Source organism: Clavibacter sp. VKM Ac-2872 (assembly GCF_015351105.1).
Lineage (GTDB): Bacteria > Actinomycetota > Actinomycetes > Actinomycetales > Microbacteriaceae > Clavibacter.
This window is the reverse complement of record NZ_JADKRR010000001.1, coordinates 1,046,937-1,071,315: the sequence shown is the minus strand read 5'-3', so window position 1 is coordinate 1,071,315 and position 24,379 is coordinate 1,046,937. Positions and strand designations below refer to the sequence as shown.

The 24,379-nt window shown below is 73.8% G+C and carries 19 protein-coding genes; 4 read left to right on the top strand and 15 right to left on the bottom strand.

Going from position 1 to position 24,379, the window contains the following annotated elements:
* Positions 1-42 precede the first annotated feature (42 nt).
* The 6 genes from ahcY to ITJ40_RS05065 all read right to left on the bottom strand — a co-directional run bounded on the left by ahcY (position 43) and on the right by ITJ40_RS05065 (position 6,315).
* The gene (ahcY, locus tag ITJ40_RS05090) at positions 43-1,527 is read right to left on the bottom strand and encodes an adenosylhomocysteinase (RefSeq protein ID WP_194666038.1); all 1,485 of its coding nucleotides are present in this window, start codon (positions 1,525-1,527) and stop codon (positions 43-45) included.
* A 62-nt stretch (positions 1,528-1,589) separates the two neighbouring features.
* Complete coding sequence (locus ITJ40_RS05085) at positions 1,590-3,980, bottom strand: cation-translocating P-type ATPase (RefSeq protein WP_194666037.1); 2,391 nt, start codon at positions 3,978-3,980, stop codon at positions 1,590-1,592.
* 1 nt (position 3,981) lies between these two features.
* Positions 3,982-4,197, bottom strand: coding sequence for a heavy-metal-associated domain-containing protein (locus ITJ40_RS05080; protein ID WP_194666036.1), 216 nt, complete (start codon positions 4,195-4,197; stop codon positions 3,982-3,984).
* Positions 4,198-4,239: 42 nt separating this feature from the next.
* Positions 4,240-4,521, bottom strand: a complete 282-nt coding sequence (locus ITJ40_RS05075; protein ID WP_194666035.1) for a metal-sensitive transcriptional regulator — start codon at positions 4,519-4,521, stop codon at positions 4,240-4,242.
* A gap of 148 nt (positions 4,522-4,669) precedes the next feature.
* A complete protein-coding gene (locus tag ITJ40_RS05070; RefSeq protein WP_194666034.1) occupies positions 4,670-6,097 on the bottom strand; it encodes a phosphomannomutase/phosphoglucomutase in 1,428 nt (475 codons plus the stop codon).
* Between the two features lie 2 nt (positions 6,098-6,099).
* Positions 6,100-6,315 (bottom strand): DUF3499 family protein, encoded by a 216-nt coding sequence (locus tag ITJ40_RS05065; protein ID WP_012037719.1) that lies wholly within the window; start codon positions 6,313-6,315, stop codon positions 6,100-6,102.
* A 44-nt stretch (positions 6,316-6,359) separates the two neighbouring features.
* Here ITJ40_RS05065 and ITJ40_RS05060 point away from each other — a divergent pair, with 44 nt between their 5' ends.
* Positions 6,360-6,803: a metallopeptidase family protein gene (locus ITJ40_RS05060; RefSeq protein ID WP_194666033.1), complete on the top strand. Its 444-nt coding sequence runs from the start codon at positions 6,360-6,362 to the stop codon at positions 6,801-6,803.
* A 73-nt stretch (positions 6,804-6,876) separates the two neighbouring features.
* On the opposite strand, the gene ITJ40_RS05055 is transcribed toward ITJ40_RS05060, so the two are convergent.
* The 5 genes from ITJ40_RS05055 to manA all read right to left on the bottom strand — a co-directional run bounded on the left by ITJ40_RS05055 (position 6,877) and on the right by manA (position 14,320).
* Positions 6,877-8,394: a DUF5719 family protein gene (locus ITJ40_RS05055; protein ID WP_194666032.1), complete on the bottom strand. Its 1,518-nt coding sequence runs from the start codon at positions 8,392-8,394 to the stop codon at positions 6,877-6,879.
* A complete protein-coding gene (locus tag ITJ40_RS05050; RefSeq protein WP_194666031.1) occupies positions 8,381-11,440 on the bottom strand; it encodes a glycosyltransferase family 2 protein in 3,060 nt (1,019 codons plus the stop codon). The genes ITJ40_RS05055 and ITJ40_RS05050 overlap by 14 nt, the downstream gene beginning before the upstream one ends.
* A 93-nt stretch (positions 11,441-11,533) precedes the next feature.
* Positions 11,534-11,851, bottom strand: a complete 318-nt coding sequence (locus ITJ40_RS05045; RefSeq protein ID WP_012298082.1) for a WhiB family transcriptional regulator — start codon at positions 11,849-11,851, stop codon at positions 11,534-11,536.
* Between the two features lie 149 nt (positions 11,852-12,000).
* On the bottom strand, positions 12,001-12,969 hold the full coding sequence (gene galE / locus ITJ40_RS05040; RefSeq protein WP_194666030.1) for a UDP-glucose 4-epimerase GalE: 969 nt from the start codon (positions 12,967-12,969) through the stop codon (positions 12,001-12,003).
* Positions 12,970-13,003: 34 nt separating this feature from the next.
* Positions 13,004-14,320 (bottom strand): mannose-6-phosphate isomerase, class I, encoded by a 1,317-nt coding sequence (gene manA / locus ITJ40_RS05035; RefSeq protein ID WP_194666029.1) that lies wholly within the window; start codon positions 14,318-14,320, stop codon positions 13,004-13,006.
* Between the two features lie 164 nt (positions 14,321-14,484).
* Here manA and ITJ40_RS05030 point away from each other — a divergent pair, with 164 nt between their 5' ends.
* The 3 genes from ITJ40_RS05030 (at position 14,485) to ITJ40_RS05020 (ending at position 18,550) form a co-directional block, all read left to right on the top strand.
* Positions 14,485-15,663, top strand: a complete 1,179-nt coding sequence (locus ITJ40_RS05030) for an acyl-CoA dehydrogenase family protein (RefSeq protein ID WP_194666028.1) — start codon at positions 14,485-14,487, stop codon at positions 15,661-15,663.
* Positions 15,664-15,763: 100 nt separating this feature from the next.
* Complete coding sequence (locus tag ITJ40_RS05025; protein ID WP_228511810.1) at positions 15,764-17,209, top strand: O-antigen ligase; 1,446 nt, start codon at positions 15,764-15,766, stop codon at positions 17,207-17,209.
* A 48-nt stretch (positions 17,210-17,257) separates the two neighbouring features.
* On the top strand, positions 17,258-18,550 hold the full coding sequence (locus ITJ40_RS05020; protein ID WP_194666026.1) for an O-antigen ligase: 1,293 nt from the start codon (positions 17,258-17,260) through the stop codon (positions 18,548-18,550).
* 27 nt (positions 18,551-18,577) lie between these two features.
* On the opposite strand, the gene ITJ40_RS05015 is transcribed toward ITJ40_RS05020, so the two are convergent.
* The 4 genes from ITJ40_RS05015 to glf form a co-directional block, all read right to left on the bottom strand.
* Positions 18,578-19,048 carry a GtrA family protein gene (locus ITJ40_RS05015; RefSeq protein ID WP_194666025.1) on the bottom strand — a complete coding sequence of 157 codons (471 nt, stop codon included), beginning with the start codon at positions 19,046-19,048 and terminating at the stop codon, positions 18,578-18,580.
* A 157-nt stretch (positions 19,049-19,205) separates the two neighbouring features.
* The gene (locus ITJ40_RS05010) at positions 19,206-21,059 is read right to left on the bottom strand and encodes a hypothetical protein (protein WP_228511808.1); all 1,854 of its coding nucleotides are present in this window, start codon (positions 21,057-21,059) and stop codon (positions 19,206-19,208) included.
* A 121-nt stretch (positions 21,060-21,180) separates the two neighbouring features.
* The gene (locus tag ITJ40_RS05005) at positions 21,181-23,199 is read right to left on the bottom strand and encodes a glycosyltransferase (RefSeq protein ID WP_194666024.1); all 2,019 of its coding nucleotides are present in this window, start codon (positions 23,197-23,199) and stop codon (positions 21,181-21,183) included.
* The gene (glf, locus tag ITJ40_RS05000; protein ID WP_194666023.1) at positions 23,199-24,362 is read right to left on the bottom strand and encodes a UDP-galactopyranose mutase; all 1,164 of its coding nucleotides are present in this window, start codon (positions 24,360-24,362) and stop codon (positions 23,199-23,201) included. Before glf ends, ITJ40_RS05005 begins: the two co-directional genes overlap by 1 nt.
* Between the last annotated feature and the right edge of the window lie 17 nt (positions 24,363-24,379).

Genomic DNA, 24,379 nt, shown 5'->3' with positions numbered 1-24,379 from the left:
TCCCGTGGCGGGGACGGACGGCGTCGGCATGACCCGCGCGGATCAGTACCGGTAGTGGTCCACCTTGTACGGGCCCTCGACCGGCACGCCGATGTAGGCGGCCTGCTCGGGTCGGAGCTCGGTGAGCTCCACGCCGAGCGCGTCGAGGTGGAGGCGCGCGACCTTCTCGTCGAGGTGCTTCGGCAGCACGTACACGCCGATCGGGTACTGCTCGTTGCGCACCCAGAGCTCGATCTGCGCGAGCACCTGGTTCGTGAACGAGTTGCTCATCACGAACGACGGGTGGCCGGTGGCGTTGCCCAGGTTCATCAGGCGCCCCTCGGAGAGCACGAGCACGCTGCGGCCCGACGGCAGGCGCCACTCGTGCACCTGCGGCTTGATCTCCACCTTCTCGACGCCCTCGAGGCGCTCGAGCCCGGCCATGTCGATCTCGTTGTCGAAGTGGCCGACGTTGGCGATGATGGCCTGGTGCTTCATGCGCTGGATGTCGTCCACGCGCACGACGTCGACGTTGCCCGTGCCGGTGACGAGGATGTCGACCGTCTCGATGACGGACGAGAGCTTCGCGACCTGGTAGCCGTCCATCGCGGCCTGGAGCGCGCAGATGGGGTCGACCTCGGAGACGATGACGCGCGCGCCCTGCCCGCGCAGCGCCTCGGCCGCGCCCTTGCCCACGTCGCCGTAGCCGACGACGAACGCGACCTTGCCGCCGATGAGCACGTCGGTGGCGCGGTTGAGGCCGTCGGGCAGCGAGTGCCGGATGCCGTACTTGTTGTCGAACTTGCTCTTGGTGACCGAGTCGTTGACGTTGATCGCCGGGAACAGCAGCTCGCCGTCGCGCGCCAGCTCGTAGAGGCGGTGGACGCCCGTGGTGGTCTCCTCGGTGACGCCCTGGATGTCGGCGGCGCGGCGGGTCCAGCGGTCCGAGGACGCGGAGAGGCTGCGGCGGAGCGTGTCGAGGATCACGCGGTACTCGTGGCTGGCGTCCTCCGGCGTCTCGGGCACGACGCCGGCGAGCTCGTACTCGCGGCCCTTGTGCACCAGGAGGGAGGCGTCGCCGCCGTCGTCGAGGATCATGTTCGGGCCCGTCCAGTCGGCGTCGGCGGCCTGCGCCTCGCCCGACCAGTCGAAGATCTGCTCGGTGCACCACCAGTACTCCTCGAGCGTCTCGCCCTTCCAGGCGAAGACCGGCACGCCCGCGGGCGCCTCCGGGGTGCCGGCGCCGACCGCGACGGCGGCCGCGGCCTCGTCCTGCGTGGAGAAGATGTTGCAGCTCGCCCAGCGCACTTGGGCGCCGAGGGCCGTGAGGGTCTCGATGAGCACGGCCGTCTGCACGGTCATGTGGATGGATCCGGCGATGCGCGCGCCCGCGAGCGGCTGCGACGCGCCGAACTCCTCGCGGAGGGCCATGAGGCCGGGCATCTCGTTCTCGGCGAGGCGGATCTGGTGGCGGCCGGACTCCGCGAGGGAGAGGTCGGCGACGCGGAAGGGCAGGGCGGTGCTGGTGGCGTCCGGGAGCAGGGTCATGCGTCCAGTCTCGCATCCGACGCGTGACGGCCGCCCGTGGATGACGGACGGGCGCGCGCCCGCTAGCGGAAGGACCGCAGACGCAGGCTGTTGGTGACGACGAAGACCGACGAGAGCGCCATCGCGAGCCCGGCCAGGAGCGGGTCGAGGAGGCCCAGCATGGCGACCGGGATCGCGGCCGCGTTGTAGGCGAAGGCCCAGAACAGGTTGCCGCGGATCGTGCCGAGCGTGCGCCGGGCGAGCCGCACGGCGTCGGCCACGAGCACGAGGTCGCCGCGGACGATCGTGATGTCGCCCGCCTCGATGGCCGCGTCGGTGCCCGTGCCCATCGCGATCCCGAGGTCGGCCTGCGCGAGGGCGGCGGCGTCGTTCACGCCGTCGCCGACCATCGCGACCACGCGGCCCTCGGCCTGCAGGTGGCGCACGGCATCGAGCTTGCCCTCGGGGAGGACACCCGCGATCACCTCGTCGATGCCGACCTCCGCGGCGACGCGGTGCGCGGCGCCCGCGGTGTCGCCCGTGAGGAGGACGGGGCGGAGGCCGAGCGCGCGGATCCGGCGGACGGCCTCGGCGCTCGTGGGCTTGACGGTGTCGGCGACGGCGAGGACGCCGCGCACGGCGCCGTCCCACGCGACCGCGACGACGGTGGATCCTCCCGCCTCGGCGTCCCGCAGCGCCGCGGTGAGCGCGGCGTCCGGCTCGGCGGACCAGGCGTCGGCGAGCCACGCCGGTCGGCCGACGGCGACCGCGCGGCCGTCCACCACGCCGTGCACGCCGAGGCCCGCGGTCGCGACGAACCCGGACACCTCGGGCAGGGACCCAGCGCCCGCGGCCTCGACGACGGCGCGCGCGATCGGGTGCTCGGAGCGCTGCTCGAGGGCGGCGGCGACGCGGACGAGCTCGTCGGCGTCGACGCCGGCCGCGGGGACCGCGCGCACGAGTGACATGACGCCCGTCGTGACCGTGCCGGTCTTGTCGAGCAGCACCGTGTCGATGCGGCGGGTCGACTCGAGCACCTCGGGACCGGTGATGAGGATCCCGAGCTGCGCGCCGCGGCCCGTGCCCACGAGGAGCGCGGTCGGCGTCGCGAGGCCGAGGGCGCACGGGCAGGCGATGATGAGCGTCGCGACCGCCGCCGTGAACGCGGCCTCGGGCGCGAAGCCGAGCAGCAGCCAGCCGACGAGCGTGCCGACGGCGAGCACGAGCACGACGGGCACGAAGACGGCCGACACGCGGTCGGCGAGGCGCTGGATCCGGGCCTTGCCGGTCTGCGCCTCCTCCACGAGCGCGGCCATGCGGGCGAGGCGGGTCTCCTCCCCCACGCGCGTCGCGCGCACGAGCAGGCGGCCGCCGGCGTTGAGGGTGGCGCCCGTGACCTCGTCGCCGGGGCCGACCTCCGCCGGCAGGGACTCGCCCGTGAGGAGCGAGCGGTCGACGGCGCCGGATCCGTCGACGACCACGCCGTCGGTCGCGATCCGCTCGCCCGGCCGCACGACGAACTCCGCGCCGACGCGGAGGTCGCGGATGGGGATCCGCGCCTCGACGCCGTCGCGCACCACGGCCACGTCCTTGGCCGCGAGGTCGAGGAGCGCGGCGAGGGCGGCGCCGGACGCGCGGGCGGCCCGCGCCTCCAGGTAGCGGCCGCCCAGGAGGAAGACGGTGACGGCCGCGGCGACCTCGAGGTAGACGTCCCCGGATCCCCCGCCGGGCTCCGAGACGAGGCTCATGGTCATGCGCATGCCGGGCTCGCCCGCGTCGCCGAGGAAGAGCGCGTACAGCGACCACAGGAACGCGGCCGCGACGCCGATGCTCACGAGCGTGTCCATGCCCACGCCGCCGTGGCGCGCGTTGATGGCAGCCGACCGGTGGAACGGCCAGGCGCCCCACACCGCGACGGGCGCGGCGAGGGCGAGCGACAGCCACTGCCAGTCGCGGAACTGGAGCGCGGGGACCATCGCCATGAGGAACACGGGGACCGTGAGCGCCGCGGACACCACGAGGCGCTGCCGGAGCGCGAGCTCGTCGGCGTCGGGGCGGCGGGCGGCGACGGCGTCCCGGACGGGCGGAGCGGCGACCGCGCGCACCGCCGGGGGCTCGGGCACCACCGGGACCTCGGGCGCAGCAGGGACGGCGGGGACGGACGCGACGCCGTCCGTCGGCGCGCTCCCCCATCCGGCGCGCTCGGACGCCCGGTACCCCGTGCGCTCGATCGTGCGGATCGCGTCCTCGACGCTCGTGCCCGCGGGCAGCTGCACGCGCGCCCGACGGGTGGCGTAGTTCACGGCGGCCTCGACCCCGGGCATCCGGCCGAGCTTCCGCTCGATCCGCATCGCGCACGATGCGCACGTCATGCCCTGCACGTCGAGGTCGACGCGCGTCAGCACCACGCCGTCCTCGGCCGGCGCGGCGACGGGACCCGCGGCGGGTCCGGATCCGGATGCGGGGTCGGTCATGTCAGAGCCCCGCGACGTACCCGGCCTCGTCGACCGCGGCGCGCACGGCCGCGGGGTCGAGCGGCCGCTCGCTCTCGACGGTGACGGTGGACGCGCCGCCGACGACGAGGTCGACGGCCACGGACGCGACGCCCGGCAGTTCGCCGACCTCCTCGGTGACGCTCGCGACGCAGTGCGCGCAGGTCATGCCGGTGACGGGGAAGGTCGTGGTGGTCATGGGGACTCCTTCGGGTCGTGCGATGTCGATGGGCACGGCGGATCAGGACCGGACGAGCCGCGCGATGGCCGCGGAGGCCTCGCGCACCTTGTCGTCCGCGACCTGGCCGCCCTCGCTCGCGGCCTCCGCGAGGCAGTGGGCGAGGTGGTCGTCGAGCAGCTTCAGCGCGACGGTCTCCATGGCGCGCGTGACGGCGGAGACCTGCGTGAGCACGTCGATGCAGTAGGTGTCGGACTCGACCATGCGCTCGATCCCGCGCACCTGCCCCTCCGCGCGTCGCAGCCGCTTGAGGATGTCGTCCTTGCCCTCGCTGTACCCGACCATCGCGGCCACCTCCCGTTCCCGTCCATGGTACCCCCTGGGGGTACCGGAAGGAACCCCCCTGGGGTATGGCCGCGTGCACAGCCTGGGACGCGACGACGCCGCGCCCCTCGAGGGGGACGCGGCGTCGGAAGCGGTGCGGGTCGCGGGATCAGGCCCCGCGGATCAGCCCCAGGAGCTCGTCGCGGAGGGCGGCCATCTTCTCCTCGGTCGACGCCTCGACGTTCAGGCGCAGCAGCGGCTCGGTGTTCGAGGGCCGGACGCTGAACCACCAGAACGACCCGTCGTCGCCGACCGGGCCGTCGACCGTGAGGCCGTCGAGCTCGTCGAACTCGCCGCGTCCGCGGAAGGCCTCGACGATGCGCTCGTAGGCGGCCGGCACGTCGTCGACCGTGCTGTTGATCTCGCCCGACAGCGCGTACGGCGTGTAGCGCGCCGAGAGGTCGGACATGAGGCCGTCGGTCTGGCCGAACTCGGCGAGCAGGTGCATGGCGGCGAGCATGCCGTTGTCGGCGCCCCAGAAGTCGCGGAAGTAGTAGTGCGCGGAGTGCTCGCCGCCGAAGACGGCGCCCGTGGCGGCCATCTGGTCCTTGATGAGCGAGTGGCCGACGCGCGTGCGGACGGCCGTGGCGCCCGCCGCCTCGATGGTCTCCGGCACGATGCGCGAGGTGATGAGGTTGTGCAGCACCGTGACCTCCTCGCCAGGCGACTGCGCCTTCACGCGTGAGATCTCGCGGAGCGCGACGATGGCGGCGACGGCGCTGGGCGTGACCGCCTGCCCCTTCTCGTCCACGACGAAGCAGCGGTCCGCGTCGCCGTCGAAGGCGAGGCCGAGGTCGGCGCCGTGCTCGACGACCGCCTTCTGCAGGTCGACCAGGTTGGCGGGCTCGAGGGGGTTCGCCTCGTGGTTCGGGAAGGTGCCGTCGAGCTCGAAGTACAGCGGGATGATCTCGATGGGCAGCTCCGGCAGGCCGGCCGCGGTGCCGAGCACGGCGGGGACGGTCATGCCGCCCATGCCGTTGCCGGCGTCGACCACGACGCGCAGCGGACGGATCCCGGCGAGGTCGACGAGCTGGCGGAGGTAGCCCGCGTAGTCGGCGAGCACGTCGCGCTCGCGCACCTCCCCCGCCGGCTCGACGGGGGCGATGCCGTCCGACAGGAAGCCGATGGCGCGGTCGCGGATGGCGGCGAGGCCCGTGTCGAGGCTGATGCCCTGGGCGCCGGCGCGGGAGAACTTGAGGCCGTTGTACGTGGCCGGGTTGTGGCTCGCGGTGAACATGACCGCGGGGGCGTCGAGGGATCCCGACGCGAAGTAGGTCTCGTCCGTCGAGCAGAGCCCGATGAGGAGGACGTTCCCGCCGCGCGCCGTGGCGCCCCGGGCGAAGGCCCGGGCGAACGACGGCGAGGAGTCGCGCATGTCGTGGCCCACGACGATCTCGCCGCCAGCGGCGCCGAGCTCGTCGACGAAGCCGGCGCCGAGGGCCGTGACCAGCTCCTCGGTGAGCTGGCTCCCGACGAGACCTCGCACGTCGTAGGTCTTCACGATGGCGGTCAGCGTCTCGGCGGCAGTCGTCGTCATGCTCAGGAACCTACCTCACCGAGGACGCCGTGCCGGACGATCTGCCAGCCCTGCGGGGCCGAGAGGCGGGCCGCGTGGCGGTCGCAGAGGTCGTAGCTGTGCGGCTCGGAGTCGTGGCTGAGGGGACCGAGGACGGCCATCGAGTCCGCGTAGACGTAGGTGAGCGTGGTCGTGGCGCCGCCGGTGCAGCCGACGCGGGAGCAGGGCCTGTTCGTCATGTCGGGCCCACACTACCGCCGACCCCGGCCGGTACGATGGGGCCATGCCACGATCGCGCCGCCGGGGAGGCCACGTCTCCATCCGGGGATCCTGGCGGGATCGGCACGGCCGCGGCCTCCGCTCCCCCGTCACCGGGCCGGAGCTGCCGGTGCTGCGCACGCGCGCCGACGTCTTCGACGAGACCATCGCGTCCGCTGCCGAGTACCTCCGCGGCCTCTGGCCCGATGAGCTCGACCGCGTCTCGTTCGAGGTGGCCGCGCTGCCCGCCGACAACAGCGAGCGGGACGGCATCGACCGCTGGAGCGTCCTCGCCGACGAGCGCCGCGTCATCTTCTACCGGCTCCCGATCGAGCGCCTCGCCCACCTCCACGAGGACGACGCGTACCACCAGCGGGCGCTCGTCGAGGGCTGCGTGTACCGCGCGGTCGCCGAGCTGCTCGGCAAGGACCCGTGGGACCTCGCCCCCGACAGGTACGACCCGCACTAGGCGCGGATCCCGAACGGGTGCCAGGCGTCCGCCGGACGCGCGCGCCGCGGTCCGGCGGACGTCGCGCTCGGCGTCAGGGGTGGACGCGCAGCGGGTCGGCGGCGGGCAGGACCGGCACGACGGGAAGGGCAGCGGATCGCCCGGGCTCGGCGAGCGTGACGGTCGCCGTGAGGCCCGTGGCCCCCTCGAGCAGGTAGGTGCGCCCGCCCTCGACGGCGGCCGAGACCTCGGATCCCGCGGGCACGTCGAGCGACACCGCCGCGGAGCCGTCGGTCGGCCGCGCGGTGACGGCGGCCGGCTGGTCCCCAGCGTTCCGCAGGTGCAGGAGCGGTGCCGGGCCCGCGGGCACCGAGACGAGCGCGTCCCGCGTGAGCGCCTCGGCTGACGGCAGCCACGCGAAGTCGGTCGCGCCGCTCTCGGCCGCGCCGGACACGCTGCGGACGGCCGCCGTGACCGGGACCGAGCTCTGCACGGTCACCGCGTAGCGCCCGTCCGTGAGGTCGGCGACCGGCACGTCGACCGTGCGTCCTGCGTCGACCTGCACCGTGAAGGTGGTGCCCGTGCCGTCGGTGCCCTCCTCGGGGGTGACGCTCACGCTGACGTCCGCGTCCTCGGTCCCGGGGGCCAGGATCCGCACCGCCGTCGTGCGGTCGGGCTCGGGGCCGGCATCCGAGCCCGTTCCGGGCGCCGATCCGCCCTCGTCGTCGGCGGCCGCATCCTGGCCGTCGACGGGCGCGACGGGCGCGGCCTGCGAGTCGATGCGGAGGCCGGTCATGGTGAGGGCGGTGGCCGGGGAGGCGGCAGGACCGATCCAGTCGACGCCGCCTGCGAGCAGCCCGCGGACCGTGCTCTGCTCGAGCCGGGCGACGACCTGGCCGCCGCGGCTCTGGACGTGCACGGCCGGGGAGGAGAGGTCCGGGGCGAGGCCCGCGAGGCTGAGCACGCGGCGACCGCCGGCCGGGACCGAGATCCCGCTGGCGCCGGGTGCGCTGACGGCCCCGTCCTCGCCCGTGATGGCGAGGTCGACGGTGGAGGAGACGCCGGACGGGTTGTCGAGCACGACGAACGTGGTGCGGCCGGTGGTCGTGGCGCCGCCCACGAGCCACGCGTCGGCGGTGGCCTCGGAGCACGACGCGGCGGCGAGCCCGGCCAGGTCGGCCTGCGTCGCGATCTCGGAGGCCGCGCCCGCGAGGTCGGTCGGCGCGTCGTCGACGGCGCCCGCGGCGGCGAGCACGGACGGCGCGCTGGACGCCGCCCCCTGCACATCGGGGGCCTGGATGCGCGAGGTGCGGACGGCGGGGGCGGTGCCGGTCGATCCGGTCGTCGCGGATCCGGTCGTCACGGCGGCGCTCCCCACGGCGACCGCGGTCGTCGTCGACGCCGCATCGGCCGCGGGCGGGCGGAGGAGCGCGCCGGGGCAGACGCGCTGCTGGTCGGTCGCCACGGGGGTCACGAGCACCGAGGGGGCGCTCGCGTCGACCGCGGCGGGTGGCAGCAGGAGCGCGCCGGTGACGACGACCCCCAGCACGGCGACGCCGACGATCCCGGTGGTCACGCGCGTCGCGATGCGCACGGCGTCACGCCTGGCCATCTGTCCTCCTGCGGTCGTCGTCGGTGGCGAGGTCGCGGTCGGGCGCGGATCCGTCGTCGCCGCCCTCCCCGTCGTCGCCGGAGCGGCGCTCCCCCGCCTGCGGGATGTCGCCGAACGGCACGGACTCCGCGGCCTGGCCCGTCGGCTCGTCGGGGTAGGCGGGGGTCCCGCGGTCATCGTGCACGGGCCGCGGCTCCGCGGCGTCCGCCGGGCGTGCGTCCGTGGCGGCCACGGGCTCGCGATAGGCCGGCAGCGGTCGGCTGCGCGCGGCGAGCCCGCCGGTGGGGATCGCGAGGAGCAGGGTCAGCGCGAAGACGAGCGCCTGCGCCGCGAGCACGCTCGCGCGACCCGGGTCGTCGAGGTTGCCGGGACCCGCGACCTGGGCGACGAGGTCGTCGCTGCCCACGAAGCGCCACAGCAGCCCCGCCTCGGTCTGCCCGACGGCGGTGAACACGGGGTCGTCGTCGAGCGCGGCGCGGGCGCGGTCGTGCACCGCGGCCTCGGCGTCGCCCCCGGGCGTCTGGAGGAGCACGTAGCTGATCCCGAGCGCCCGGAGGTCGTCGGTGGCGTCGAGGCCCGATCGGGAGGCGACGTTGCCCGCGAGCTCGGCGACGCGGGTCTGCGTGTCGGACAGCGGTCCGATGGTCGAGTCGACCGTGGAGACCTGCTCGAGGGTCCGGCCGGCGCCGCGCTCGACGTCGGCGGACAGGGAGCCGTCGTCCCCGGCGCGCAGCACGAGCGTGCCGACCGCGGGATCCGTGGCGGCCTCGGCGACCACGAGCCCGGGCAGCGAGGTGTCCGCGGTGGCGCGCACGACGGTGGATCCGGCGGCCGCGGCGGAGACGAGCGGCAGCGCGAGCACGACCAGGGTCACGGCGGCCACGAGCCCGGGTACGACCGATCGGCGGCCGAGCGTCGCGAAGCCGAGGACGAGCGCTCCGGCGAGCCCGAGCCAGAGGAGGCTGAGCCCGGATCCGGGCCAGACCGCGACGACGTCGGACCCGGTCGACTGCATCACCGTCCGCGCGGCGAGCACCGCGGTCGCGAACCCGAGCACCGTCACGCCGAGCGCGAGCGCGGCGCGGTGCGACCCGCGGAGGAAGAGCGCGGCGATCGCGCCCAGCACGAGCGGCGCGACCAGCACCGCGACGACCACGAGGGCCACGCCGGCCGGCGACCCGGCGGCCAGCCCGTCGACGAACGCGGACCAGCCGCCGAGGCCGGCGGTCGGGAAGCCCAGCGCGAGGCCGGGCACGTCGGCGGGCGTGAAGCCCGCGGGGACTGCCGGGTCGGCGGCGAGCGCGAGGGGCTGCCCCTGCATCACGCGGGAGACCACGAGGGGCGCGACGAGGGCGAGCAGCGGCACGGGGATCGTCACGAGCCGCCCGGCGTGGCGTCCGGCCCGCACGGTGGCGACGAGCCACAGCACGAGGACGGCCGGGACGAGCGAGGGGGCGGAGGCGCCGACGGCGGCCATCAGGATCCCCGCCACGGCGGACGCGGACCACGAGCGCGGCGCACGCAGCACCGCCAGCGCGAGCCACGGGAGGAGCAGGTGCGCGAGCACGGCAGGCAGGCGGCCGTCGCCGAGCGCGACGAGCAGCGTGGGCGCCAGGGTCCAGACGAGGGCGGCCAGCGCGCGCAACCAGGCGTTCCGCGTCAGCTGCGCGGCGCAGAGCCACGCAGCGAGGGCGGCGAGGGGCAGGGCGGCCACGAACAGGCCGAGGACGGCGAGCGACGGCTCCCACGCGGTGACGCTGCCGAGCACGGCGAGCACGTAGGCGAAGGGGTCGGAGGGGGCGACGGGCCCCGCGCCGGATCCGCGGACCCCGATGCCGACCTGCGCCCACAGCGCGCCGGCGCTCGGGCCGAGCGGCAGGAGCTGCCCGCCGACGAGGGCGGTGCCGGTGAGCCGCGGCAGCCACATCACGGCGGAGAGGAGGAGCGCCGCGAGCACGGTCCAGCCGCCTCCCGTGGCGAGGAACTCCACGCCGTCGGAGACGCCCATGTGCTCCACGCGGTACTGCTCCCGGGCCAGCGACCGGCGGCGACGTCCGACCGCGAGCGGCTGACGGAGCGACGCGATGCTCGACCACGGCGCCGTGCGCGTCGAGGCGAGACGACGACGGCTGGCCAGGATCCGTCCGGGCGCCACCGCCACGCGCACCGCGGCGCCGATCTCGCCGGGCGCGGCGGTCGGCCGCTTGCGCAGCATCTGCAGCAGGGCGCGCAGGATCGCGAGCGGCACGAGCGAGAGCCAGTGGAACGAGACGGCGGCCGGCGGCGCGTACGCGAGACGGCGATGCAGCTGGGCCTGCCGGCGCAGGCGACGGCGGCGACGGCGCGGCGTGCGCTTCCCGAGGAAGGCCGTGCCGGGGGCGGCGTCGCCCGCCGAGGCGACGCGGGCGGCGGGCACGACCACGACGCGGTGGCCGGCGAGGCGGGCGCGGACGCAGAGGTCGAGCGCGTCGTCGATGACGGGCAGCGCGTCGTCGAACCCGCCGAGCTCGTCCCAGAGGCGGTGGCGCACGAGCATGCCGCCCGCGGCCACGCCGAGGACGTCGCTCATCTCGTCGTACTGCGCCTGGTCGAGCTCGACGTCGACGACGGGCACGGCCGCGCCGAGCGTCGTGAGCGTCGTCCCCATCTCGTGGATGTAGCCGGGGTGGTCCCACTCCATGAGCTTCGGGCCGGCGACCGCGACGCTCGGCGAGGCCTCCACGGCGGCGAGGAGGCGCTCGAGCGCGTCGGGCGCCGGCGCGTTGTCGGCGGAGAGCAGCCAGAGCAGCTCGTGGTCGCCCTCCGGCGCCGGGATCACGCGGACGGCCTGCTCGACCGCCTGCCCGAAGGTCATGCGGGCCGGCGCCTGCACCATCCGGGTGGGATCGGACGCCGCGAGGAGGGCGGCGGATCCGTCGCGGGACCCGAGGTCGACCGCGACCACCTGGTCGGGCCGCCGGGTCTGTGCTGCGAGGGCCTGGAGGGTCCGGTCGAGGAACGGCGCGCCCTCGTGGGCGACGAGGATCGCGGTTACTCGTGGCTGCATGACAGAGGAGACCCTACGTGGTGCGTGATGGGGATCCGCCGCAGCGGGACGGCGCGCCGGAACGCGGGCGCCGCGGGGCCGTGGGTGGCCGGGTCAGACCGCGCGCTTGCGGAGCTTCCGGCGCTCGCGCTCGGACAGGCCGCCCCAGATGCCGAAGCGCTCGTCGTTCTCCAGCGCGTACTCGAGGCACTCGCTGCGCACCTCGCACGAGCCGCAGATCTTCTTGGCGTCGCGCGTGGAGCCGCCCTTCTCGGGGAAGAACGCCTCGGGGTCGGTCTGCGCGCAGAGCGAGTCGGCCTGCCATGCGAGCGGGTTGCCGTCGTCGACGCTGCGGACGCCCGGGACCCCGAGTCGGACGGGGTCGACGAACCAGTCGTCGGGGACTCCGGCGTGGTACTCAGGTAGTGCCATGTCACGATCTCCCCACGCGGCCGGGGCGCCCGGCCGGCCCCAGCTCATCGTCATAATTACACCGGTGTAACTCGCTCGCGTCAAGCCGCGGAGCGTAAACCCTCAGCCGCTCCTCGAGGGTTGCGACGCGCCGCCGCTCGCCGCCGGCGCTAGGCCGCGGTGCCGGCCTGGCGGGCGTGCCAGGCGCTCGTGACCATGTCGTCCAGGGAGTGGCGCATGGCCCAGTCGATGTCGCGCGCGGCGAGCTCGCCCGAGGCCACGATCCGCGCCGGGTCGCCGGGGCGGCGGTCGCGCACCTCCGGCTCGAAGTCGATGCCCGTGGCGCGGGCGATGGCCGTCATGATCTCGCGGACGCTCACGCCCGCGCCGCTGCCGAGGCAGTACACGGGCTCGACGGGCTCCCCCGCCTCGAGGCGGCGCGCGGCCGCGACGTGGGAGGCCGCGAGATCGACGACGTGGATGTAGTCGCGCACGCACGTGCCGTCGGGCGTCGGGTAGTCGCCGCCGTTGATCCGCGGCGTGCGTCCGTCGAGCAGCGCGTCGAAGACGAGCGGGAAGAGGTTGTGCGGGCTGGTGTCGAAGTAGCCCTCCTCGCCGGATCCCACGACGTTGAAGTAGCGGAGCGACGCGTGCCGGAGGCCCGCCGCGATGCCCTGGTCGCGCAGGAGCCACTCGCCGATGAGCTTGGACTCGCCGTACGGCGACTCGGGCGCCTTGGCCGTGCGCTCGTCGACCAGGTCGACGTCGGGCGTCCCGTAGACGGCCGCCGAGGACGAGAAGACGATGCTGTCGACGTCCGCGCGCTGCATCTCCTCGAGCAGGACGGCCGTGGCGGTCACGTTCTGCTCGTAGGTGTGCAGCGGGCGCTGGACGGAGACGCCCGCGTACTTGTAGCCGGCCACGTGCACGACGCCGCGGATGTCGCCCGATCCGAGGACGCGGGCGAGCAGCTCGCGGTCGAGCACGGATCCGCGGTGGAACGGCACGCCGTCCGGCACGAACGACGCGTGCCCGCTCGAGAGGTCGTCCAGGACGACCGTGTCGATCCCCGCACGCGCGAACGCGGAGACGATGTGCGAACCGATGTAGCCGGCGCCGCCGGTGACCAACCATGTCATGCGGCCACCCTATCGACGGCGATCCGGCCGCCGGTCACGCGCCGACGCCGTCGTCCGCGCCGTCCGCGTCGCCGCCGGGTGCGGGTGCGGGGGTCGTCGCGAGGAACGCCTCGCCCTCCCCCGTCACCACGAGGCGGCCCTCGTCCGGCGTGATGAACACGGCGTCGCCGCGGCCGACGACGACCGTCGACGCCTGGCCGCGGACGGTCATCCGTCCCGAGGTGCACAGGAGGACGGCCGGCCCGTCGACCACCACGACGCTCGCGCCCGCATCGCCCGCGGCATGGTCGCGCGTGGCCGGGGTGATGTGCGCCAGCAGGAAGTCGGGGACGTCCGGCCGGTAGAGCTCGACGCCGGGCGCGGCGTGCTCGGGCGCGAGGTACGGCACCGGCAGCGCCTGGAACTCGAGCACGTCGAGGAGCTCGGGCACGTCCACGTGCTTGGGAGTGAGGCCGCCGCGCAGCACGTTGTCGGAGGCGGCCATGAGCTCGATCCCGAGCCCGTGCAGGTACGCGTGGATGTTGCCCGCGGGCAGGTAGAGCGCCTCCCCGCGACGGAGCGTCACGCGGTTGAGGAGGAGGGACGTGACGATGCCGGGATCCCCCGGGTACGCCTGGGCGAGCTCGCGCACGGTGCGCATCTCGGTCGAGAACTCGCGGCACTGCCGGTCGGAGGCGAGGCTCGCGAGCAGCGTGACGCGGTCGACCAGGCGACGCACCTCGGGTCCGCCGCCCATGAGGAAGGCGAACGTGTCGCGCAGCACGTCGGCCTCGGAGCCCGTGAGGCGCGACAGGACGGTGCGGATCACGGCCGGGTCGGAGTCGGGCCCGGACGCGTCGAGCGTGAGCAGCAGCGTGAATACCTCCCGCACCTCCGCGAGCGGCCGGAAGCCGCAGAGCGCGTGGAACTCGTCGCTGAGCGCGAAGATCAGCTCGGGCTTGTGCAGCGGGTCCTTGTAGTTGCGGTGCGGCGCGTCGATCGGGATGCCGCGCCCCTCCTCGTCGCGGAAGCCGAGGCGCGCGCGATGCAGGTCCGGGTGCGCCTGCAGCGAGAGCGGGCCGTCGGCGGCGAGCACCTTGAGGAGGAACGGGAGGCCGGGACCGTCGCCGTGACGCAGGCCCCGGGCGAGCGGGCCGAGGGTGGTCGCGGGATCGCGGCGGATCCACTCGGCGAGGGTCCTCGCGCCGCCCGCGGATGCCGGGTCGACCACGCGGGTCGGCGAGCCGTCGTGCGCGCCGAGCCACAGCTCGGCCTCGGGGCCGCCGGATGCCTCGCGGCCCAGGAGCTCGGCGATCGCGGTGCGGGACCCCCAGGCGTAGTCGCGGGGGGTGTTGGCGATGGCAGTGAACACGGGCGATCCTGTCGGGCTTGGCGGCTACCTACAACGCCCGGGCGGGCGCGTCCTGTCCGGACGCGACCAAAGTACCAATCGATGACGACCCGGCCGGGACGCCGACCTAGGCTCGGCCGCAGGCGCCCGTCCCCGAGGGCGCCGACGAACCGCAACGGAGCATCGTGTCCCTCACCCCCCTCATCGGCGACTTCTACGGCTACGAGACCCGGCTCGGCGACCGGGAGAAGGAGTCCCTCGCCGACCTGCGCGCGTACCTCGAGGCCGAGGTCCGGCCGCACGTCAACGGGCTCTGGGCCCGCGCCGAGTTCCCCCGCCACGTGATCGCGGGCCTCGCCGCGCGCGGCATGTTCGGCATGCCGTTCCCCGAGACCCGCCCGTTCGAGAACTCGGCCGTGTACCGCGGCTGGGCGGCGCTCGAGCTCGGCCGCGTCGACGCGAGCATCGCGACCGTCGTCGGCATGCAGAGCGGGCTCGTGATGGGCAGCGTCGCCGTCGCGGGATCCCCCGAGCAGCGCGCCGAGTGGCTGCCGCGCTTCGCGTCCGGCGAGCTCCTCGGGTCGTTCGGGCTCACCGAGCCCCTGTCCGGATCCGACTCCGCGCGCGGGCTCCGCACGGTGGCCACCCGTCGCGGCGACGAGTGGAGCATCACGGGCGCCAAGCGCTGGATCGGCAACGGCACCATCAGCGACGTCACCGTCATCTGGGCCAAGGACGCCGACGACGGCCAGGTCAAGGGATTCCTCGTCCCGAACGACTCCCCCGGCTTCCGCGCGACGCGGATCGAGGACAAGCAGGCGCTGCGCATAGTGCAGAACGCGGACATCGAGCTCGACGGCGTCATCGTGCCGGACGCGAACCGGCTGCAGAACGGCACGTCGTTCGCCGACACGGCCGCGGTGCTGCGCCTCACGCGCGCCGAGGTGGCGTGGGCAGCCATCGGCATCTCGATCGGCGCCTACGAGGCCGCGGTCGCCTACACGGGCGAGCGCGAGCAGTTCGGCAAGCCGCTCGGCGCCCACCAGCTCATCCAGGACCTCCTCGTCCGCAGCCTCGGCAACATCACGGCGTCCATCGGCCTGGTGACGCGCGCGTCCGAGATGGTCGACGAGGGCACGCAGTCCGACGAGCACTCGGCCCTGGCCAAGGCGTACGCCACGAGCCGGATGCGCGAGACCGTCGCGTGGTGCCGCGAGGCGTTCGGCGGCAACGGCATCGTGCTCGACTACGACGTGGCCCGCTTCTTCGCCGACGCCGAGGCCATCTACTCCTACGAGGGCACCCGCGAGATGAACACCCTCATCGTGGGACGGGCGATCACGGGGCACGCGGCCTTCGTCTGATGGACAGCGGGGCGCGCGTCGCGCGGGCGATCACGGGGCCGCCGAGCCCGCTCCGCCCGGGCGGCGGGACGCGGGCCTCGGGCCGGATACCCTGATGGGCATGCCCACCGCCAGCCGCCGAGCCCTCCGGAGCTTCGCGACCTTCGTCCTCGTCACCACGTTCGCCGGTGACATGTGGCGCGACAGCCTCAGCTGGTGGGGGTTCGGCGCCATCGCGCTGGCCGTGCTGGTCACCTGCATCACGCTGCTCGTGCGCTCACGGCCCCTTCCGCGCGTGCGCGTGCTGCCCATCCCGCTCCTCGCGTTCACGGGCATCGCGGTGCTGTCCATCGCGTGGTCGCAGTACCGGCCGGAGTCGGCGCTCGGCGTGATCATCCAGCTGTCGACGTCCATCGCGGCGCTGACGCTCGTGGTGGCGCTGTCGTGGGCGGAGATCGTGCAGGCGCTCGGGCGGGCGCTCCGCATCATCCTGGGTCTGTCGCTCGCCTTCGAGCTCTTCATCGCGGTCGTGGTGCGCCAGCCGGTGATGCCCTTCTTCACCGACTACGGTCCCCGCGCGCCGGCCGCCTTCGCGTGGACCCGCGGGGAGCTGCTCAGCGGCGGCCGGATCCAGGGCGTCGTCGGCAACGCGAACCTGCTCGCGATGGTGGCGCTGCTCGGCCTCATCGTGTTCGCGCTGCAGTACGCGGCGCGCACGGTCCGCCGCCGTGACGCCGGGATCTGGATCCTCGTCGCCCTCCTCACCCTGACGCTCACGGGCAGCTCGACGGTCCTGGTCGCGCTGATCATGACCGGCGTCGTCGCCGCGCTCGCGCTCATCGCCCGACGCGTCGGCATCCGCGGGCGGCTCGTGCTGGCGGGGGGCGTCGTCGTGGCCGCCGTGGTCGGCGCGGGCGTGGTCGCCACGCGCACGGCCGAGGTCTTCGAGCTCCTCGGGCGCTCCCCCGACCTCACGGGCCGGTTCCAGATCTGGGAGTCGGTGCTCGGCCTCGCGCAGCAGCACCCCGTCGTCGGCTGGGGCTGGATCGGCTACTGGGCGCCATGGGTGCACCCCTTCCAGGGACTCGCCGTCCGCAGCGGGGTCACGTACCTGCAGGCCCACGACGCGTACCTCGACGTCCTCCTGCAGGTGGGGGCGATCGGTCTCCTGGCCTTCGCCTCGTTCGTCGTCACCACCTACGTGCGGTCCTGGTGGGCCGCCATCGACCGTCCGCAGCACCGCAGGGACCGGGTCGAGCCGTACTCCACCCTGGCGCTCGCGCCGCTGCTGCTGATGACCGCGCTGGTCGTGCAGAGCCTCGCCGAGAGCCGGCTGCTGTACGAGGGCAACTGGCTGCTGCTCGTCGTCATCGCGATCGCGACGAAGTCCGGCATGGTCGCGCGCGAGGACGTCCCCGGGCCCGACGACGCGCGCCGCCGCCCGGTGCGCCCCGAGGCCGGGCCGACCGTCGCGGTCGCGTCCCCTCCCCGGATCGACGCCGCGACCCCCGCGGCCGCGCCGTCCGCCGCGGCGCCCTCCCCCGTCGCCGACCCCCGCGTCGCCTGATCCGCGCGGCCGCCCGGTGCCCCGCCGACCGCCCGTGATGGCCGACGCATGACCCGCCCCGCCCTCCTGCCCCTCCCCGAGCGCGTGCCCGACCTCCTGGGCTCCGCGCGCTTCTCCGCCGCGCTCACCCAGTGCATCCTCGGCACGGCCGTCCTGTCGCACGCGCTCCGGTCCACCGTGGGCTGGGCCGGTCTCCTCGCGATCGTCACCGCGCTCGTGGCGATGGCCGCGGCGTCCCTCGCGGCGAAGCGGGGCGACTGGGAGTGGCGGGGCCTCCTGCCCATCTCCCTGCTCGTCCTGGTCGGCTGGTGCGCCGCGACGCTCCTCTGGACGGCCTACCAGCCGGACGCGGCCGGGGGCGTGCTCTACCTCGCGGCGTCCGCGTTCCTCGCGGTGTACGTCGGCGTCGTCCGCGACCTCATCCAGATCGTGCGCGCGGTCGGGGACGTGCTGCGCCTGGTGCTGGTGTCGTCCCTCGCCCTCGAGGTGCTCGCCGGGCTCCTCATCGACGGCCCCATCCCGTTCCTCGGGATCCGCGGCGCGCTCGAGCGCCTCGGCCCGATCCAGGGGCTGCTCGGCGAGCGCAACGCCCTCGGGATCCTCGCCCTCGTCGCCGCGGTGACGTTCGCGGTCGAGCTCATGACCCGGTCCGTCTCGCGCGGCCGCGGTGCCTTCTCCCTGGTCGTCGCGCTGCTCGTGGCGTCGCTCACCCGGTCGTCGGTGATCCTCGGCACGTTCCTCGTGCTCGCCGTCGCCGCCCTCGCGATGCTCGGCCTCCGCCACCTCGCGCGGCAGGCACGGCCGCTCGCCACCAGCGCGGTCCTGGTGCTGGCCGCCATCGCCGCGGTGCTGGTCGTGGCGTTCCGCTCCCCCGTGCTGCAGGTGCTGCAGGCGCGGCCCGACTACCTCCAGCGCGTCGCGCTCTGGCGCGAGATGCTGCGCCTCATCGACCTCAACACCATCGAGGGCTGGGGCTTCGTCGGCTTCTGGCGGCTCGACGCGTACCCCTACACGGCGCTCGACCTCGTCAGCCGGGGCGCCCAGGAGACCGGTCGCAACGCCTACCTCGACCTCTACCTGCAGGCGGGCCTCGTCGGGCTCGTGCTGTTCGCCGCGTTCTGCGCCCTCGCGCTCGGGCGCTCCTGGGTGCTGGCGACCACCAAGCGCGGCGTCGGCTACGTCTGGACCGCGCTCGTGCTCGTCGTCCTCGTGGTCGCGTCGCTCGCGGAGAGCGTCACGCTCGTGGAGTGGGGGTGGGTGCTGCTCGTGATCTGCGCCGTCAAGGCCGCGCAGGGCCGCAGCTGGCGGCACGGGCTCCCGGAGCAGCACCGGCCCGGATGACGCGCGGGCGTCGGCCGGGCGTCGGGATCAGCGCGCCGCCTCGTCGCGCGGCCGGCGGAACGAGAAGAACTTGTGGCCGGTGTAGCTCGCCACGGTGATGACGACGGTCACGAGCACCTGCGCGACGATCGGCTGGAGCGGCGTCGTCTCCACGACCAGCGGCAGCAGGATCATGTTCGCGAACAGGGGCATGAGGTTCACGAGCGTGTAGCGCGAGAAGTCCGGCAGGAGGTTGCCGCTCACCCGGAAGACCAGCTTGCGGTGCAGGGTGAACGCGATCGGCAGCTGCACCGCCCACGCGATGACGAGGACGACCGGGTACGGGATCTCGTGGCCCCACAGCAGGTAGAAGAGCGCGAACCATGCCGTGCCGAGCACGGTGTTGAAGCCGCCGACGAGCAGGAACGCGACACGCTCGTCCTTGATCAGCCGGAGGAGGATCCCGGGGGGCGGGGTCGGCTCGCGGGGGGCGTCGACGTCGTGCGCGTGCTGGTCCATGTGCTCTCCTCGCCGCGCCGGGCGCTCGAGGAGCCGGCCGACGGGCCGCCCCGTGGTCGACCGGTGCGGCCCCACTGTATCCGGTGGGTCGACCGCTCCCGGCCGCTCCCGCCTGCCGCGGCGATGCAGCCGGGCGGGAGGAGCGGCCGGACGCGGATCAGTAGGCGGCGCCGACCGGGATCCGGGCGAGGGCCGCGGCGCCCATCGTGGTGATGGTCGGCGACGAGGTGCCCGCGAGGGCGACGAGCCGCGCCCAGCTCGACACCGGCCGCGCCTGCCCGCCCTGGAGGACGTACACGCTGGGATCCGACGCGCTCTTCACGAGCACCGACCCGGTCACGGTCCCGCCGGTGGCGTCGAGCGCGTTGCACGTGGTGGGCACGAGGTCCGTCACGGGGAGACCGGTCGAGCCGGGGTTCGCCAGGGCGACGATGCCGCCCTGCGTGGCGAGGTACGACGTGCCGCCGCAGCGCACCAGCAGCGACAGGTTCGCCGCGGACCGCGCGTAGCCGTCGAGGGTGCCCTGCGTCACCGTGCTGTAGGCCTGGCCGAGGCCCAGCTCGCGCGTGACGGCGAAGTCCGGCACGCCGACCCGGCGGTTCAGCCCGTCGACCACGTAGACGTCGGCGCTGCTCGCCGACTTCACGAGCGTGCCGGGCTCGAGCGCCACGTGGCCCGTCGAGTACCGCGCGCCGACCTGCGCGCGCATCTGCCCGACGAAGGCGGACGCGCCGCCGTTCAGCGCGACGAGCGCCGACCAGCTGGACACCGGGTACTTGACGCCGCTGTCGAGGAGGTACGCCGTGCCGTCGCCGGGCAGCGTGAAGAACGCGCTCATGGCGCCGGCCTGCGGGACCGCGCGGAGCTGGCCCGGATCCAGGGGGACGGCCGCCGAGCAGCTGTACCCGTACGACGCGACCAGGTCGCAGGAGGAGAACGCGTGCTGACGGTCGCCCTGCACCAGGCTGATCGTGCCGTCCGCCGGGTCGCGCACGAGCTCGGACGCCGGGATGCCCGTGACGAGCGCGTCGAGGTACGAGCGGCCGACCGTGCTGATGCCGCCGAGCGCGGAGAGCGTCTGGTAGACGGCGAAGTCGGTGACCGGGTGCTTCTGCCCCCCGCTCACCAGGTAGACGCTGTCGTCGGTCGCGACCTTGACGAAGGAGGACACCGGGCCGTCGCTCGTGCTGCCGAACCAGTCGGTGTAGAGGCGCCAGAAGTTGCGGTTGCCGTACGAGGAGCACGAGTCGCCCGTGCCGTAGAGGTTGTTCAGCGCGGCGGCATTGGGCTGGTAGGGCGTGTAGATGTAGAGGCCCGCGGTGGCCTGGTTGCGGATGGTGACCTGCGAGGATCCGCAGTCCGCGTTCGGGTGCCAGAGGATGCGGTTGCTGCGCCCGGCCTGGTAGTTCCAGCGCGCCGGCGTGGACTGGTACACCTTGAACTGGTGCGCCGCGTTGTAGACCTGGTTGAAGAAGCCGTAGTACAGGGAGTCGCACGCGGCGGTGTCCGGGCAGCCGTAGCCCGTGGCGCTGCGGAACTGGCGGTCGTTCGGCGTGCTGTCGGTGACGAGGCCCTGCTCCTTCTCCAGGAGCACGAGGAGCGCGGCCTGGCTGACCCCGCACGCGCGGCCGACCCAGTAGACGATGTCGGCGCCGCTGAGGCGCGACGCCTGGAGGCTCGAGCAGCGGCTGTCCGCGGCGCGCGCGGGCGTGTTCTCCACGTAGGTCTTGAGGCACACGTAGCCGGAGGCGCAGCTCGGGACGCGCGCCTGCAGGAAGGACTGGATGTCGCCCTGCGACATCGCGTCGCCGTCGTAGAACTTGGCGTCGCTGATGATCATGCCGGGGTCGAAGTCCGCGCCCGACGCGGCCTGCGCGGGCTCGGCCGGACCTCCGATCGTGCCCGTGCCGACGAGCCCGACGCCGAGCGCGACGGCCCAGACGGCCAGGCAGGCGATCAGCCGCGAGCGTCGGCGCGCGCGCCGGACCCGGTCCACCCCGTTGTCGAACAAATGCGTCCCCCTGCGTCCCCGTGCCGTGAGATGCGATTCTCACACACGAAGGGGCGTCCGCCGCACCGTGGTGCGGATCGGACGCCCCTCGGCGCTCAGCGGATGATGGATCCGCGACGGGCTACTTCTTCCGGCGCCCCGCCTGCGGCTGGTCGACGCCGAACGTGCGGGCCCAGGTCTCCGGGCTCGTGACCGTCGGCAGGGCCGCGCGGTACGCGGCCTTGAGCTGCGGCCAGCGGGCGAGGATGCGCCAGCGGAGCACGATGCTCGTCCACAGCATGCGGCGGAAGAGCACGGGATCGCGCCGGTGCAGGAGCGCGGCCGAGCCCTCCGCGTTGGAGACGAGGACGCTGTCGAACGACGGGACGACCCACCAGCGGGCGTCCTCGAAGGAGAGGTGCGCCTCCGGTCCGCGCGTCGCGGCCTGGCTGAGCGGGGAGAACGCGTGGCGCGCCACCGTCCGGGCGAGCCACACGATGCGGGCGATGCCCGCGGGGGCGCCTCCCCCGCGCCGACGCTGCGGCTTGTCCGGCGCGACGATCTCGGGCAGGGCGGCGCGGTCCTTGATGGGGACGCCGTCCGTGAAGCCCTGCGCCAGCTCGCGCGTGCGGGCGAGGCGCGTGACCATGTCCTCGTGGAGGCCGCGCGGCCCGCGGAGGATGTTGCGGTAGGCCTCGTGGCGGGCGGCCAGCGCGAAGTACTGCATCGACACCAGGTGCCGGACGTCCGTGGCGAGGTTCGCCGTGAGGAACCGTCCCCCGCGCTCGTAGGGCGAGTGCAGCAGCGCCGCGATGAGGCGGTTGCGCGCGTGGAAGAACGCCTGCCAATCCTGCGAGTCGTCCTTGTCGACCCAGGACACGTGCCACACCGCGGCTCCCGGGAGCGTCACGGTCGGCACGCCGACCTCCTTCGCCCGCAGCGCGTACTCGGCGTCGTCCCACTTGATGAACACGGGCAGCGACAGGCCGACCTGCTTGATGGTGGAGACGGGGATGAGGCACATCCACCAGCCGTTGTACTCGGCGTCGACGCGACGGTGCATCCACCTGGTCTGGCGGAGGTTCGACGCGCTGAAGTCGTGGCGCGTGGGCGTGACGGGACCCCACATGAAGTTCCACATGTCGAAGCCCTCGGCGTACGCGTGGAGCTTGCTCTTGTCGTACATATCGAACATGTGGCCGCCGACGATGGTGGGCGTCCGCGCGTAGTCCGCGAACTTCACCGCGCGGCGGATGCTCTCGGGCTCGAGGGTGATGTCGTCGTCCATGACGAGGACGTAGTCGCTCGCGCCCTCCTTGAGCGTCTCGTACATGCCGCGGGAGAAGCCCCCGGATCCGCCGAGGTTGGCCTGGTCGATGACGCGGAGCTTCTCGCCCAGCAGCTCCTGCGCCCGCGGGAAGGCGGGCTGGTCGGCGACCTTCTGCGTGCCCTGGTCGGTGACGTACACGTGGTCGAGGAGCGCCGCGACGTCCGGCTTCTCGCCGATGTCGGTGAGGAGCTTCACGCAGTACTCGGCGCGGTTGAGCGTGGTGATGGCGATGCTGACGGATCCCGCGGCGCCCGTGGTGGGGACGGTGCCCGCGGGGGCGTACCAGCCCGCCTCGACGAGCGCGAAGTCGGCCTCCTCGCCCATCAGGTCGAACCAGTACCAGCCGCCGTCCGCGAAGTACGTGAACGGGAGCTCGAAGCGGGAGGTGGTGGATCCGGTGACCGACGCGCCGTCGACCTTCTGGATCACGCCGCGCGCGTTCGAGCGGTAGACGATGACCTGGCCCTCGCCGCTGGTCTCCACCTCGAGCACGACGCCGTCGAGCGTGGTGCTCGCGCGCCAGTACGAGGCGGGGAACGCGTTGAAGTAGGTGCCGAACGAGACCTTGCGACGGTGGGGCACCTGGAAGCCGCGGTCGCCGCGGATGGCGCTGATGATGCCCATGTCGCTCAGGCGGACGACGGCGTTGTGCGAGTCCGAGTCGACCACGCGCAGCGGCGAGCGCCGGCGCTTCTCGGGCGCGACCGGGATGCTCGTCCAGTAGTCCGCGTCGACGTACAGCGGGACGATGTCCGGATCGTGCTCGGACGGCAGGATGACGCGCTGGATGAGGTCGAGCCCGGCGGGCGCGCCCGCGTGGTCGGCGGCCATCAGGAGGCGTCCTTCACGAGGACGGGCTTGAGCCTGTTCTCGTACATCGAGAGCGCCGCGCCGATCGCCATGTGCATGTCGAGGTACTGGTAGGTGCCGAGGCGTCCGCCGAAGAAGACGCCCTCCTCCTGCTTGGCGAGCTCGCGGTACTTCAGCAGGCCCTCGCGGTCGGCGGCCGTGTTCACCGGGTAGTACGGCTCGTCGTCGCCCTCGGCGAAGCGCGAGTACTCGCGCATGATGACCGTCTTGTCCGCGGGGGCGTCGCGCTCCGGGTGGAAGTGGCGGAACTCGTGGATGCGCGTGAAGGGCACGTCGGAGTCGGCGTAGTTCATGACGGGGGTGCCCTGGAAGTCGCCGACCGGGAGCACCTCGCGCTCGAAGTCGAGCGTGCGCCACGACAGCGCGCCCTCCGAGTAGTCGAAGTAGCGGTCGATGGCGCCCGTGTAGACGACGGGGACCTTCCCGACGACCGATGCCCGGTTGATCTCCTGGGTCTCGTCGAAGAAGTCGGTCTCGAGGCGGACCTCGATGTTCGGGTGGTCGGCCATGCGCTCGAGCCACGCGGTGTAGCCCTCGACGGGGAGGCCCTCGTGCGTGTCGTTGAAGTAGCGGTTGTCGTACGTGTAGCGCACGGGCAGGCGGCTGATGACCTCGGCCGGCAGGTCCGTGGGATCCGTCTGCCACTGCTTCGCGGTGTAGTCGCGGATGAAGGCCTCGTAGAGGGGGCGCCCGATGAGGGAGATGCCCTTCTCCTCGAGGTTCTTCGCCTCGCCGGCGTCGAGCTCCGATGCCTGCTCGGCGATGAGGTCGCGCGCGGCCTGGGGCCCGTGCGCGGACCGGAAGAACTGGTTGATGGTGCCGAGGTTGATCGGCAGCGGGAAGACCTCCCCCTCGTGCTCCGTGTAGACGCGGTGCACGTAGGGCGTGAAGTCCGTGAAGCGGTTGACGTACTCCCACACCGTCTCGTTCGACGTGTGGAACAGGTGCGCGCCGTAGCGGTGCACCTCGATGCCGGTCTCCGGGTCCTTCTCGCTGTACGCGTTGCCGCCGATGTGGTCGCGGCGGTCGATGACGAGGACCTTGAGGCCCAGCTCCTCGGCGACGCGCTCCGCGATCGTGAGTCCGAAGAAACCGGACCCGACCACTACGAGATCAGGGCTCATGGCACATTCCTTTGCTG

Bases quoted from the DNA above. Each gene is read 5' to 3' on its own strand.
- ahcY (WP_194666038.1), bottom strand. From the start codon at position 1,527: ATGACCCTGCTCCCGGACGCCACCAGCACCGCCCTGCCCTTCCGCGTC.
- ITJ40_RS05085 (WP_194666037.1), bottom strand. From the start codon at position 3,980: ATGACCGACCCCGCATCCGGATCCGGACCCGCCGCGGGTCCCGTCGCC.
- ITJ40_RS05080 (WP_194666036.1), bottom strand. From the start codon at position 4,197: ATGACCACCACGACCTTCCCCGTCACCGGCATGACCTGCGCGCACTGC.
- ITJ40_RS05075 (WP_194666035.1), bottom strand. From the start codon at position 4,521: ATGGTCGGGTACAGCGAGGGCAAGGACGACATCCTCAAGCGGCTGCGA.
- ITJ40_RS05070 (WP_194666034.1), bottom strand. From the start codon at position 6,097: ATGACGACGACTGCCGCCGAGACGCTGACCGCCATCGTGAAGACCTAC.
- ITJ40_RS05065 (WP_012037719.1), bottom strand. From the start codon at position 6,315: ATGACGAACAGGCCCTGCTCCCGCGTCGGCTGCACCGGCGGCGCCACG.
- ITJ40_RS05060 (WP_194666033.1), top strand. From the start codon at position 6,360: ATGCCACGATCGCGCCGCCGGGGAGGCCACGTCTCCATCCGGGGATCC.
- ITJ40_RS05055 (WP_194666032.1), bottom strand. From the start codon at position 8,394: ATGGCCAGGCGTGACGCCGTGCGCATCGCGACGCGCGTGACCACCGGG.
- ITJ40_RS05050 (WP_194666031.1), bottom strand. From the start codon at position 11,440: ATGCAGCCACGAGTAACCGCGATCCTCGTCGCCCACGAGGGCGCGCCG.
- ITJ40_RS05045 (WP_012298082.1), bottom strand. From the start codon at position 11,851: ATGGCACTACCTGAGTACCACGCCGGAGTCCCCGACGACTGGTTCGTC.
- galE (WP_194666030.1), bottom strand. From the start codon at position 12,969: ATGACATGGTTGGTCACCGGCGGCGCCGGCTACATCGGTTCGCACATC.
- ITJ40_RS05025 (WP_228511810.1), top strand. From the start codon at position 15,764: ATGCCCACCGCCAGCCGCCGAGCCCTCCGGAGCTTCGCGACCTTCGTC.
- ITJ40_RS05020 (WP_194666026.1), top strand. From the start codon at position 17,258: ATGACCCGCCCCGCCCTCCTGCCCCTCCCCGAGCGCGTGCCCGACCTC.
- ITJ40_RS05015 (WP_194666025.1), bottom strand. From the start codon at position 19,048: ATGGACCAGCACGCGCACGACGTCGACGCCCCCCGCGAGCCGACCCCG.
- ITJ40_RS05005 (WP_194666024.1), bottom strand. From the start codon at position 23,199: ATGGCCGCCGACCACGCGGGCGCGCCCGCCGGGCTCGACCTCATCCAG.
- glf (WP_194666023.1), bottom strand. From the start codon at position 24,362: ATGAGCCCTGATCTCGTAGTGGTCGGGTCCGGTTTCTTCGGACTCACG.